Consider the following 13,771-nt stretch of genomic DNA (forward strand, 5'->3'; position numbering starts at 1 on the left):
TTATAACCCCGCTCCCTTGCTTATGTACCCTTGTCTGCGGGCGATGGTATTCATCGTTCGGATCTGTGCGACTGCTCCCCGTTGTGATTTCGTCCATTGCGGAGAGAAAAACAAAACGGTTCCTGCCGGATCTTCTTTGGAGCGCCCAGCTCTTCCAGCCATCTGCACCAGTGAGGCTTCATCAAAAAGGCTGCTGTCCGCATCCAGTATAAAAACATCACTGCGGGGAACGGTAACCCCCCGTTCGAGGATTGTCGTCGTAACAAGAAGTGAGATTGCGCGGCTGCGGAAAGCCTCAACCTTCTCCGCTCTTGCCGGGTCCCGGGAAGAAGTGCCCTCAATTGCTGCTCCGGGAAAGTCCTGGCGGAGAAGAACCAGTAATCCTTCGATGTGGGCTATTCGCGACACAAACAGAAAAATTTGTGCCTTACGCGCAAAGGATCTGCGAAGTGCCTGCAGCAGATTTCCGGGCAGCGCTCCCCGCTTCAGGCAAACATGGACGGAAGACATCCCAACATGCCGGGGCACCGGCAGCGGATGACCATGGAAGCGGACAGGTACCCTGGCATGCGGCAGCTTACCTGCGCGGGCTAAACGCTGCAAATCCGTTGGCGGTGTAGCTGACAGGTAGATGAACGAACCCCCTGGCTTGCAAGCATGCTCTGCCGCATAGGCCAGCATAGGATCGTTGTGGTAGGGATAGGCATCGAGCTCATCGATGATGACAAGGTCAAAGCTCTGGTAGAAGCGCAGTAGCTGGTGGGTTGTGCCCAGAGTCAGCTGGCCGTGGGTCCAGCGGTCTGCGCTGCCGCCGTACAGCACGGCGAGCGTCTCCCCCGGGAACGCCTTGGCGAGCCGCGGCGCGAGCTCCAGCACGACGTCGCGCCGCGGCGTGGCGACGAGCGCACGGCCTCCGGCAGCGAGCACGGCCGTAAGGAGCGGGAACGTGATCTCCGTTTTCCCCGCTCCCGTGACGGCCCAGAGCAGGAACCGCTCTGGGCTCCGGGCGGCGGAGCGCTGCCGCGGCTCCGCCAGGAACCCCAGCGCAGCGCCGGCGGCCCCCGCCTGCGCCGCGCTAAGCCCCCACCGGCGTGCCGCCACGGTGGGGGAAGCTCCGGCCGTGCACCGCACGGCCGGAGAGGCCGCGCTGCGCAGCAACAGCGCGCAAGCCCGGCTGCGCCCGAGTGCGAGGCAGGCCTCGCAATAGGCGCAGCCTACAAGGCCGCACGCGGCGCAGGCCGTGCGGCCCGTGGGGGCGCTGCCGCAGCGCAGGCAGCGTTCTTCCGCGCGGCGGGCACCCGCGCCGCGCCGGAGCAGGCGCAGCTGCGGCAGGCGGAGCGCCGCAGTGCGCAGGAGGCGGCCGGTGACCGCAGGGAACCGGCCTGCGCCAAGCAGGCGCGCGGAGGTTGCGCGCGCCGTGTGCCATGCCCCTGTGCTGCGAAGCACAGGGGCTGCGCCAACAGCGGCCTCCACGCTCAGCCGCCCCTGCAAATGGCAGAGCTGAACAGCCGCCCGCCACTGTCCAGCCAATCCTGGAAGCTGCTCCTCCAGGAGCGCTTCGACTTCAGGCTGGAGTAATGAACGGCCATCCAGTACCTGCATCAACTGCTCTGCCGCAGCTCCAAGAACATCCGCGCATATGCCTTTTTCACAACCTATAGCTGATCTGTAGTTTTCATCAACTTCCGTATAGAGTCCGCCCACATTCAAGCTGCCGCCGCCTCTTCTCTCCACGTCAATTTCAGTTCTGAGCACCTCAGCCATATATCTCCCCCAGTCTTCCTCCTGCCATTGCCGCGCTGCCCGTGAGGAATCCCAGTGCTCCCTCAGCTTCACTGCCCAACCGAGAGGAAGCGCCGAAGAGAGGAGCACCAGCTTATCCGCAGCCCTATTGTTCCATCCATCCCTTTCTCCCCTGGTACCGCTCCACCATATCCTGTCAACATTCATATGGAGTGAGACCCACAGACTCCAGTCTCCTTCAAGCTCTACCGCATATACTGCTGCCTGCACCTGCTACACCTCCTAAAATTTGTTTGGACAACACAAAAAAGCACACTCCCCCATTTCTGAAGAGTGTGCTTCACCCGTTTCCTGCTTTGCTTGCATATGTTATGATTATTCGCCTCGCTTTGATCTGCATCCCCTGCTCCACGGTATTTGCAGAAAAGGCAGCGGCACCGATTGTCCGGTCCCCCGTAAATCCACTACGATTCCAGATTGAAGGTTTAGATCCGATTCAAAGGCGCAGACCGGCATAGCCGGAACAAATTCCAGGGCGGAACCGTTCTGGGCAAGCCGAGTAGCTACGTCCAACGTTGCATCATTGGATCCGTCATCCATCAAGGTTACCTGCAGCATCTTTCCGCTTAGTAATGAATGGAGGGTCAGCGCTCTGATATACCATTCCACTACATATTCATGATTACGGGTAATGAGAATGTAATGAAGCCGTTTGCCAGACTGGCTGCCCTGCCGGGATTGCTCCCGTTTACTCAGCATATGAACCAACACTACCGCAAAAACATAGATGGCCGCAATCCATATTAACTGGGCTACCATGGAGATACACCTCCTCTTATACCGACAATATATGCCGGTGATAAAAGGTCGGTGACTGCCCAGAGCAGACTGCATTTCCTTCAAATAATGCTGCAGACTCAACCAATACTTTGACTGCAGCAGAGCAGCTACAATCATTATATGTAAAAGTTTAACCTACCACTACAGGGTTACCCACCCATATTTAATCGAATTGATAACAGCCTGTGTTCGATCGTCAACTTCCATTTTTTGGAGAATACTACTCACATGGTTCTTGACGGTTTTTTCGCTGATAAACAGATATTCACCAATCATCTTGTTGCTCTTGCCTTCAGCCATCAGCCGAAGCACTTCTGCTTCACGCCGGGTCAGCGGATTATTATCGCCTGCAACAAATTTGACACCAGCCTCTTTAACCGCAGTTTCAGCAATAGCTCCTGTTTCATTGAGGTATGTCATACGGCGCAGCTGGTTGATGAGCTTGCCCGTAACCTTTGGATGAATGAAGGCATGGCCTTCACAGACTGAACGGATCGCATTAATAAGCGATTCCGCCTCCATATCCTTCAGCAAATAGCCATTGGCACCCTTGCGTAGGGTTTCAAATACATAACTTTCATCATCATGAATCGATAAAATAATAACTTTGACATCCGGGAACATTTCCCGCAGTTTTTGAGTGGCTTCCACACCGTTTTCAATCGGCATATTGATGTCCATCAGTACGATATCAGGTTTGGTTTCATTGCAGAATTCAAGTACCTGAATACCGTCACCACATTCCCCTATGACCTCAATATCTTCCTCCATATTTAAAATCCGCTTAAGCCCTTCACGAAACAACTGATGATCATCGGCCAAAAGAACTTTAATGGGCGACTTGCCAGGATTCTGGTTTTCCATCACATTACTCCTTCCCTTTTTCCACATTCGTCGGAATGTGAATTACGATTGTTGTGCCCTGATTCTCAGCTGACAGTATTTCCATTCTTCCTTCGAGCAGTTCCACGCGTTCACGCATGCCGACCAACCCAAAACTTTCACGATTTGCCTGTTCACTGATTTTTTTCACATTGAAGCCTAATCCATTATCCTTCACGACAATCTTGATCAGCTGTGCCTGATAGGTGATCTCCACCAATACGTAGCTTGGAAAAGCATGCTTGGCCGCATTCGACAATGCCTCCTGGACCAGACGGTATACGGCTGCCTCCATAGCTGAAGACAGCCGGTGCTCCTTGCCCCTCGTTTCAAAGGAGGTGCGGATCTTTGTCTTTTCCTCATAATCATGTACGTATTTTCGAAGTGTCGGAATCAGACCCAAATCATCGAGCGCCATCGGACGCAGATTAAAAATCACCTTACGCATTTCTTCCAGACTGTATCTTACCTGCCCTTTCAAGTCTATTACTTCGTCCTGTACCAGCCCGAATTCCTGCTTTACCAGCATTCTTTCTACAATTTCCGTCCTTAGGACTAGATTCGCCAGCATTTGAGCGGGACCGTCATGAATTTCCCGGGCAATTCTTTTCCGTTCCTCTTCCTGAGCCAGGATTATTTTGAGTCCAATCATCTGACGGTTCTTCGCAGATTCGACAATCCTGGTCACTTGTCCTAGTTCCCCGGATAGATATTCCAAAACAACACTCATTTGCGAACCAATAGATTCTGCCCGCTCTACCGAATTTTCGACACTGCGGACCCGCAGCTGCAGCTCGTCTCGCCTGCTCCGAAGATAGACTTCCCTCTCTCTGGTCATCATGAGCTCAAGCTGAAGCTCTGTTGCTTTCTCGTACGCGATCCGGATATCCTTCTCGGAGTAACGGACAAAGTCCCGGCTGACCTCCGTCAGCCGGATACGGGAGCGGTGGTACTGCAGCTCCAGCTTGTCTACCTTTTGCAATGTTTCATCCGTTTCATCTATGACCCGCTGCAGTTCTTTGGTGAGTGCAACAAGCTCATCCCGTGCAACCTGCAATATTTCAAATATCTGATACTTGCTGCTCTCCATCACGTCGATGGTATTCTTAATGACGCGATCTATCGCATCGGCTTGAAATTCCACGGATGCTTGCCCCATTTCTATCGGATCGTATTAAAGGCTTTCCTTTAATATTACCATATCACGATTCGATAGTTACGGTCTTCGTTTTCTGTTCCCATTTTACGGTCAATCCCAGTTGTTCTGAAACTAATCTGAGCGGTACTAAAGTCCTGCCTTGTAGGATTAAAGGCGCTACTTCAGCACTTTGGCGTTTACCGTTCAATACAAATTCCTTCATGTTTACGGTCAGATCAAGCGCCTTGGCCCCACGCAGCACCAGAATCCCTTTGGTGTTCTTATCCCATGAGGCACTCCCGCCAAATGCATCCATAACTACCTTTATCGGCACGTAGGTGCTTCCATTTTTGACAATCGGAGCCACATCAATCGGTTTCTTCACACCGTTTAGTGTAATAGACTTGGACCCGATGCTCATCGCAGCAGTTCCCTTCGGAAGTCCGGCTTCACTCGATAGGGAAGGCATGACGAATGACAGATTGTCAAAAGCAACCGTGCCTGTCTTGGCCCGTTCATCCTGGCCTTCCTCCACATTCACCACATACAGACGCTTCAATGATGCCGGGAACTTGATGCCGGAACCTGACAAATCAATATTGAGGTTTTTCCAGCCGTTCCAGTCGATCACTTTGGCCAGATCGATGTAGGAAATAGCTCCGCTTCCATCCACCACTTCTGCCCGCAGCCAGTTAAGGCTCATATCCCCCATTACATCAAGTGACATCGATGTTGCCGCTGCCGGTATGCTTTTGCCACTGCTTCCATTAAGCTGGGCATATGCGTACATTTTGCCGCTGCCCGCAGTCATATCATAGCTGAGTGACAGCACTTTGGAGCCCGCTTTTTCAGCGCTTCCCGCCATAACTGCCGCAGTTCCGGTCACACTGCTCACATTGGATGTGAATGCGATAGGATAACTAACATTTTCAAAATCCTCCCACGGGGTTGCAGTTGCTGCTGACAAGACAACTGCAGTGCTGAATCCGTCATAACGAGCAATAGCATATCCTGTCGTAACACCAGGGTCCACGGAATCAACCGTAAGTTTGCCGTCCACCACACTGCCCTTAAAGCCTATCAGCTCCCAGTTCAGTGATGCTGGCGGAACGGTAAGCGAAGAACCATTTTGGGCTACAGCTGTCACAGGTACAGACACTGACGCCCCGGCTGTGAGTGGCGCGGTTGCTGTTCCTACCGTTAGGCTTGAGAGGTTCTCTCCACCTAGTACCGTAACCTTGGTCGAGGCAGTGGCAGCCCCGCTTGCGGCTGTCAATGTAGCGGTGCCTGCTTTGACAGCAGTAGCTTCCCCGCCGCTTATGGTTACACTGCCGTTACTTGAAGTCCAGGAAGGATTGCCCGAAGCCACATCGATTGGATTGTAGTACGTATCATAGCCTTTTAAAGAATAGCTTGCCTTTTGTCCGATCAGCATTGCCGAACTGCCGCTAATTTTGATCCCTTTCACTTCCCCTTGCGGAGCCGAGGTATACACACCCACCCCGTTGACAATACTCCTCTGCTCGGTACCATACTCGGTGTTGAAGGTCAGGGTCGTCGAGGTTTCGGCAAGCGGCCGGTCAACCATGGTTGTAGAACCGCCCCCGTCCAGATTCAATCCTTTCCAGACACCGATATTTGTCATAAAGGATTGCAGCTCAGTCAGCGACATCCCCGCACTATTGGCATTGTCTTCGACTGCAATTACGTATACATACCGTCCATCCTGTGAGTAGCCCAGCGCTGTTCGTGCACGATAGCCTCCGATACTGGAGGTGGAGCGGGAAAACGTAGCCGCTTGGCCGTTATTCACCAGAATGGTATGCCCGCCAATCATCATCTGCAGACTGGCTGGATCAAGTTCCTGCTTCGTAGTTTTGGAACGTAGGGTGTAGACACTGCTCAGCTTTTGTCCTACAACCAGATGAGCTTTAACGAACTGGGCTCCCAGCCCGTGTGTCCGCAGGATGTAGGCTCCCTTTGGAACCGCCATGGGCAAAGCTTTGTCCGCTGAAATCTGGGTAATGATATCGTTTTCCACAAGCACCTCGGTAGGTGTAGTCGAGCTGTTCTTTGGCCGGTCCAGAGCCGTCCAGGCATCTGTATAGATATACGCTGCGTTGGCATGACTATAAGTCGAGCTGCCGCCCTCCGGGCTGTATGCACCTTTATTGATACCAGACAATGGGAATTGGGCTCCGTCCTCCGCGGTAACCAGTCCTTCGAATGAATACTCATCAATCACGGGTTTGCGGTCTTTGGTAACAGCAAAAGCGTACATTCCGTCAAGCTGTGAAGGTGTGGATACAACAACTCCGCCGGACACCTGCCCACCGATGGGTGCACCTTCACCGCCTGTATTGAAATAGTCTCCGTTAACCGCGGCTACTGCCCCTGTCTCCGCAGCCATGCCTCCGGTGCTTTGCCGCGTAGTCAAATGGCCGCCCTTGCCGGTCATGACATCGAGGGATACGTAAGCATTACTAAGATCGATGCGGATAACATCCGCAAGACCGCTGGCTGCTTTCCCGGAACGGGCAGTTGTGTATTTATATTTCATCATAATAGCGCCTGAAGTAATAACCTCTTCACCCAGCTTGGTAACGGCAAAGGAGGAGGCTGCCTCCGCGATCGGTGCCGGCCCTGAACTAAATTGCGGCATACCTTCAATGCCTAGGACGGGCATGATCCACAGTACTCCTGCCAATGAAGTCGCAATCCACTTTTTGGCTGGCTGCTTCTTCATTTCCTGCAACTGCTCTCTACTCTTCTTCCCCATGAAAACTTCATTCATTTCAGCGTAACTCTCCCATCTCTTTTTTAAATATCAAGAATCTTTCAAAGGCTGGGAACACATTCCTAGTTTCCCGCTACCCTTTAATAGACTGATTTTAAGAGGAAAAGTTGCGAATATTGCTAGATTTAAGCTAAATCCTCTTCTTCTTGGAGCGGCACAGGGAATGCAAAAAAAGCCCCGCAAAAGCGGGGCCTTAAGTATATTTCATTTGAGTTTACAGATATCCTGCCATGGTCAACATCCGTTGCAGCATAACGGCAGCTTGGGCACGTGTGGCATTACCCTGAGGCTGAAATTTGGTGGTAGTCATTCCCAGGATAATTCCTTGCTGTACAGCCTTAGCCACAAATTCAGCAGCCTGACTTTGAATGCTGGAACGATCCTTGAATGCCGCCAAAGCGGAAGCGGAGCTTCCATTCAGGGTTATCGGATGCCCGGTATACTCCATAGCCCGGATCATCATAATTGCCATTTGCTCACGGGTGATATTATCACTCGGACGGAACGTAGCATCCGTATTTCCGGTAATAATCCCAGCTTTGGCGGCTGCGCCAATATAATCGCCTGTCTGGGTTGAAGGCTGTACATCTCTGAAGCGCTGTGCCGTCTCCCGGTCTCCCAGCAGCCCCAGTCCCCGGCTGAGCATAATAGCAAACTCAGACCGTGTAATCTTCTGCTCCGGCATAAAAGCACTGCCATAGCTGCTGTCGATAATATTCTTAGCGGCTAATTGAGAAACGATCGCTTTGCTCCAATGACTGCTCATGTCGGAAAAACTCCGGGTCGAGAGGAATGTACCGACTACCTGATTGCCGGTCGTGCTGGCTTTGATCACTGTATAACTGCCCGCTGCGCTGATTTTGGTTGGGAGATAGGTAGCATCATAGTATGCAAGATCCAATCTGGCAGCCGAAGTCTGGTCACCGTTCAGCGTAGCAGTTGTACGCACTGTATATTCAGCAGGTACACTCAACGCAGTAGTGCTGGTGTAATTTCCGTTAACCGCAGCACTTAGGCGGATATCCATAAGTCCGGTTATGGTCCGAAGCCCCTGTGTCTGCAGCTTTTGCTCAAATGGTGTAAAGGTGCCGGCAGGGACCTTCTCCAGCCGCAAAACAAGTGAGATATTGTTGCTGTCGGCAATCAATGTCGCGGCAAGACTGTTCATATTCACGTTACTTAGCCCAAGACTGTATAGATGGTCACCATAACGGACCAGAAATACCGCCTTGCTGTCACGGTTCACTGCATCCAGCAGAGGTTTGAGTGGTACACTCACATAGGCTGACGATTCCGTTGAAGGAACCTCAAAAGCCACTGCGGAACTGCCGAGTTTGTATACAAAATCATAACTGGCCTTTAGGCGGTCAGCGGTCAGGTTATATCTTTTTGCAGATTGGCTGTACACCGAACGGTCATCTACCGTTGTAGAGGAGTCGCTTTTGAGCAAAGGATATTCTTTTCCAAACTCACTGGCTGCCAAGATCCCCAGATAAGAGGGGCTGCCTGCTATTGAGGAATTTCCTGTAATCCCCGTCAGATTTTGTACCGTAAGTGCGCTAAAGGAAGATAAGGTAGTCCCACTTTGATCGGAGATAGTACCTGAACTAGACATATAGGATACATCCACCGCTTGACCTGTCTTTGCCACGCTGGACAGCACCAATTTGAGTGTATTGCCGGACATGTAATAGCTCTGCACACCAATACTGCTGCCGTCAAATCTTACAGCAAATTGATTTGCGTTCAGTGTTGAAGAGGCCTGCATGGTTTTGCTGAAGGTCAAAGTCAGCTCGTCCCCTGTAATGGTTGCTGAACTGATATTAGGGACTGTAGTACCGCTTGTACCCGAAACGCTCACCGGCTGAAGGTTAAGATATGGCGCACGGTTGCCGTTCAGATCGCTGATTCCTGTTGTTCCTGGTACGTACGAGACTGTAGTCGGCTGATTCACTGCCAGCGCACTCTGCAGCTTTAAGGTGACTTGCACTCCACTAACATCCACGCCCGTAACGTAGTTCGGTGTACTGCCTACCAGAACGGAAAACTGGCTGTTCATTGGAAGACTGGTTGAAGATAATCCCTCGTTATAGGTCAGTACAATTTTGTTGCCTGAACCGGTCGCACTCTGAAACGCTGGTGCAACCGTGTCCCCACTATTGCGGATATAGACATCACTGAAATTCGCTACATTCTGCCCATTCACATCCTGCACCGGATAAGAGCCCGCAGAATAAGACACACGGATAATCTGGGTGTTTGTCGCTGCATTGTTCAAGCTCAAGTAAACCGTTGCCCCACTGGAGGTAATCGTGTTCACCCCAAGAGAAGTACCATCTGCATACACATTGAATTGGCTGTAAGCATTAGAATTGGCTGCTTTTAGAGTATCATTAAAATTTAGCAAGACAGTTTTCCCGGTAAGTATTCCGTCTTTAAGATTCGTTAAAGCGGATTGGACTCCATTGGTAACCTGACGCTGGGAGAAGGTACTGGCAACATTCCCGCTCAAATCCTGAATGGTCCGAAGTCCTCCTGTATAACTGATCTTGATAACCTGACCCACAGCAACTCCTGTACTGAGCGTGATGTAGATACTGTCTCCCTGAATGGAGATGCCATCAATCGCACGCTTCTCATCGTTAACAGTCACGACAAAGCTTGAAGGCAGCAGCGACGCATCAGTTTTTAGTATTTCATCATATTTCAAACGGATGGTGCGGGTATTATCCAGTTGTGCAAGCGCGAGCACGGGAGCTGTCTTGTCCAGCGAATAAGTCTGAAAGCTCCAGGCATTTTTGCCGCTTAGTCCGCCATAGATAACCTGACTATTGTTAGCATCCACAAAAGCGCCATTGGCAATATCCAAGTAGTACGTCGTATTATTCTCAAATGCCGCGGCTGGGGTTACGATAAACTCTTTGGCCGTAGCACCTGCCGATAGGTTTGAATTCAGTTTTGTACCATCCCCCTTATAAAGGGTTACCGGATTTGCCACCGCATTGTTCTGTACAACATTCCTGTTAAATGTAATTTTGATAGTTGGGTTAAGTCCTACAGCTTCGCTGCGGTCTACTGGAGTAAGCGACTCGATACCAAACCCCGTGATCTCACTTGTGGTATAGCTCCATGTAAGTGGCCCGGAAGCAGGGAATAAATTGCCGTCCTGATCATAAAAGGCTCCTTGCGGCACAGAAACGGTATACATGGTTTTCTCCAGCAACATGTTCGCAGGCGAGGCCGCATCTACTGTGATGGTTCGCGTACCACCTCCTGTAACCGCTGTAGAATTGACATTAAAATATTTTATACTTCCTGCACTGTTGTTAACGGGTGTCAATGAGATTGCGCCTGTATTGGGCATCATCGGCCGGTCAAAATTCAGTTGGATATCACTTGCAGGATGAATACCAGTAGAACCTCCGGCAGGTGAAACGGTTCCCCCTACTCCATTGCTTTTGGCCGTAAAGCTCCATACGCTGCCGCTGGATATCCCGGAAAAGGTGCGGTTATCGTCATCTTTGAGTGCATAGTTGTCGATCAGTACATAATAAGTACCGCCTGGCGTCAGTCTACTGGCCAAGGTCATACTTACATTAGTGGTAGTGCCATCGCTTTGCACATTTACATAGGGTTCTCCGTCTCTGAATTTGAACTCCTGAATAAGTGTATTGTCGGCTGAAGAGATGAGCTTTGCGGACCCTCCGCCTTTTTGCAGCTTCTTGTTGAGCTTGAAGTTCAATTGGTTCAGTGTTGTAGAATCAGGCCGTGAGTTGTTCACTGGTGAGAATTCAGTAATAGACACGGCGGCACTAACTTCAGGAGAAGTGGTGAATGTCCAGTTTGTCGCCGATGATTCCGCTCCCGAGCTATCTTTAAATAGCCCCCTCGGAAGTGATACATTATAGCTTTTGTTGGCTTCAAGCGGCTTATTAGGCCCCCATTTGATTTCAAAGTAATTAGAGGTTCCGACCAATCCGAGACTCCCTACGGGAATAGTAGCAAAAGGTGTACCTGCCTGGGTAATTGTGATATCTCCGCTCTGCGGAGTCACTACATGGTCAAAACTCAGTTTGATCGATGAGCCTATGTTGATGTTCGTCTCCCCTGCAGCAGGTGAAGTTGCAGACAACCCGAACTCACTTGCGGCGAATACCGGCGATGTCCCAAGTCCTAGTGAAGGAGAGACCGTCCCCAAGAGTAATTCCCCTGCCAGAATGAGTGCTGCCCATATGGTAACTTTTCTTTTCATGTGGTGATAGACTCCTCTCAAGCCATACATTCGTTTTTACATATATTCTTATATTTCGGCTACAAGGCTTCCAAAGTTTAGAAGACTTCCAGGATGGGATAGAGGGGAATACAAACCATTACATTTCCAGGCGCACAAAAAAGCCCGCAGCAGCTGGCTCTAATGATCAAAGCGCTGTCCTGCGGGCGAGCATATAATAAGGAAGAAACTCGTTATATCAGAGCAATATGCATGCCCAGTGTTGTGAAAATCACCTGTATCTTATAGTCCTGCCTGAGTCTTCAGCATTTCGGCTTTGTCTACCCGTTCCCATGGAAGGTCAATATCCGTACGTCCAAAATGGCCATACGCTGCGGTTTGTCTATAGATAGGCTTACGCAGATCCAGCATTGAAATGATTCCGGCTGGACGAAGATCAAAATTACTGCTAATCAGCTCGGCAAGCTTTTCTTCACTGATTTTACCTGTTCCGTATGTATCCACATTAATCGAGACAGGATTAGCTACCCCAATGGCATAAGCCAATTGAATCTCACATTTGTCAGCCAAGCCGGCAGCAACCAGATTCTTAGCCACGTAACGGGCTGCATAAGCCGCAGAACGGTCAACTTTCGTCGGATCCTTCCCTGAGAACGCACCACCGCCATGACGGGCATAACCGCCATAGGTATCGACGATAATCTTACGTCCGGTCAGACCTGCATCGCCTTGTGGACCACCAATGACAAAACGTCCTGTCGGATTAATAAAGTACTTCGTATTTTCATCAAGCAGCTCAGCCGGAACTACGGGCAGAATCACATATTCCTTAATATCAGCCTGAATCTGTTCAAGCGAGATTTCTTCCGCATGCTGTGTAGAGACTACTATGGTGTCCACTCGAACCGGTCTATCATTGTCGTATTCAATGGTTACCTGTGTTTTGCCGTCGGGACGCAAATACTCCAAGGTACCATCCTTACGGACCTCAGACAAGCGGCGGGCAATACGATGAGACAATGCAATGGGCAGCGGCATTAATTCAGGAGTTTCATTGGTAGCAAAACCAAACATCAGTCCTTGATCGCCGGCACCAATATTTGCAGTTTCCTCAGCAACCTGTGCAGGGTCCCGGTTCTCCAGTGCAGCATTGACCCCTTGGGCAATGTCTGCTGACTGTTCATTTAATGAGCTCAAAACGGCACATGTATTATAGTCAAAACCGAATTTCGCACGCGTATAGCCAATTTCCTTGATGGTATTGCGAACAATTGCCGGGATATCCACATATTCCGATTTGGTGCTGATCTCACCAATGACCAATACCAGACCTGTTGCAACAGCAACTTCACAAGCCACACGGGCATTAGGATCATTAGCCAAAAAAGCATCGAGGACTGCATCGGAGATCTGATCGCAGATTTTATCCGGATGTCCCTCGGTTACAGACTCTGATGTAAACAAATGACGTCCTTTAATAGACAATACAACAACCTCCCATATTGTTTATTTGACACTGTATAAAGAGATCTTTCGTGAATACCAGACTAAACATCTCATAAAAAATAGAATTGGACCAGCCTGTCCACTTCCGTCTAGCATTACTTAATACCCTCGACTCAATAATCATAGTTTTTGTTGAATAAGTTCAAAAAATGAACCTTTTCCGATTGGAAAAGGTTATGGCTTTCCTCAAAAGTCATATTATCTTATTTGCCGGATGGTGTCAATTCAAGCCATTCTTATTTAAAAAGAGACTGCTCGGCCTGCTTCACAAGCCTCTTGGTAATTTCTCCACCAACAGATCCATTGTCTCGGGAAGTAAGATGTCCCAGATAAGAAGATCCATACCCTATGGAATCACCGGTTACACCAAGCTCAGAGGCAAATTCAGTATCTGCTCCCCCGCTAGAAGGAGCACCATATAAACCAAACTCAGAAGCAATTTCGTATTGCATTTGTTTGAGCATTGCCCGGCTTTCGGGTACCACTGTACGATTAGCACGTGCCATAATCAAGCACCTCCTGATGATTATTAAGAATACAGGAAGTATTGTGCGCTTGATCCATAATCCCGAGTCATTTCAATGTTTGTCAGTCGTGGCAATCCGTTCCGAGAGTATGATCAAGCCATCTTTAG

Annotated in this window: 8 protein-coding genes; all 8 read right to left on the reverse strand. The window is 50.2% G+C overall.

Annotation, left to right across the window (positions count from 1 at the left end):
• The 8 genes from A3848_RS23450 to A3848_RS23485 all read right to left on the reverse strand — a co-directional run bounded on the left by A3848_RS23450 (window position 1) and on the right by A3848_RS23485 (window position 13,643).
• Window positions 1-2,013 carry an ATP-dependent helicase ComFA gene (locus A3848_RS23450; RefSeq protein WP_074087296.1) on the reverse strand — a complete coding sequence of 671 codons (2,013 nt, stop codon included), beginning with the start codon at window positions 2,011-2,013 and terminating at the stop codon, window positions 1-3.
• Window positions 2,014-2,118: 105 nt separating this feature from the next.
• Window positions 2,119-2,562, reverse strand: coding sequence for a glycosyltransferase family 2 protein (locus A3848_RS23455; protein WP_074087297.1), 444 nt, complete (start codon window positions 2,560-2,562; stop codon window positions 2,119-2,121).
• A 162-nt stretch (window positions 2,563-2,724) separates the two neighbouring features.
• Window positions 2,725-3,447, reverse strand: a complete 723-nt coding sequence (locus A3848_RS23460) for a response regulator (protein WP_074087298.1) — start codon at window positions 3,445-3,447, stop codon at window positions 2,725-2,727.
• Between the two features lie 4 nt (window positions 3,448-3,451).
• The gene (locus A3848_RS23465; RefSeq protein WP_074087441.1) at window positions 3,452-4,609 is read right to left on the reverse strand and encodes a sensor histidine kinase; all 1,158 of its coding nucleotides are present in this window, start codon (window positions 4,607-4,609) and stop codon (window positions 3,452-3,454) included.
• 58 nt (window positions 4,610-4,667) lie between these two features.
• A complete protein-coding gene (locus A3848_RS23470; protein WP_074087442.1) occupies window positions 4,668-7,382 on the reverse strand; it encodes a stalk domain-containing protein in 2,715 nt (904 codons plus the stop codon).
• Window positions 7,383-7,614: 232 nt separating this feature from the next.
• Entirely contained in the window at window positions 7,615-11,652 is a 4,038-nt protein-coding gene (locus A3848_RS23475) for an Ig-like domain-containing protein (RefSeq protein WP_074087299.1), read from the reverse strand.
• 261 nt (window positions 11,653-11,913) lie between these two features.
• A complete protein-coding gene (gene metK / locus A3848_RS23480; protein ID WP_074087300.1) occupies window positions 11,914-13,116 on the reverse strand; it encodes a methionine adenosyltransferase in 1,203 nt (400 codons plus the stop codon).
• A 257-nt stretch (window positions 13,117-13,373) separates the two neighbouring features.
• A complete protein-coding gene (locus tag A3848_RS23485) occupies window positions 13,374-13,643 on the reverse strand; it encodes an alpha/beta-type small acid-soluble spore protein (RefSeq protein WP_074087301.1) in 270 nt (89 codons plus the stop codon).
• Window positions 13,644-13,771: the final 128 nt, after the last annotated feature.

It is taken from the genome of Paenibacillus sp. P32E (genome assembly GCF_001909085.1).
Taxonomy (GTDB): Bacteria; Bacillota; Bacilli; order Paenibacillales; family Paenibacillaceae; genus Paenibacillus_AQ; species Paenibacillus_AQ helianthi.

Excerpts from the sequence above, each read along its gene's own strand:
- A3848_RS23455 (WP_074087297.1), bottom strand. The coding sequence starts at position 2,562 with ATGGTAGCCCAGTTAATATGGATTGCGGCCATCTATGTTTTTGCGGTA.
- A3848_RS23460 (WP_074087298.1), bottom strand. The coding sequence starts at position 3,447 with ATGGAAAACCAGAATCCTGGCAAGTCGCCCATTAAAGTTCTTTTGGCC.
- A3848_RS23470 (WP_074087442.1), bottom strand. The coding sequence starts at position 7,382 with ATGGGGAAGAAGAGTAGAGAGCAGTTGCAGGAAATGAAGAAGCAGCCA.
- A3848_RS23475 (WP_074087299.1), bottom strand. The coding sequence starts at position 11,652 with ATGAAAAGAAAAGTTACCATATGGGCAGCACTCATTCTGGCAGGGGAA.
- A3848_RS23485 (WP_074087301.1), bottom strand. The coding sequence starts at position 13,643 with ATGGCACGTGCTAATCGTACAGTGGTACCCGAAAGCCGGGCAATGCTC.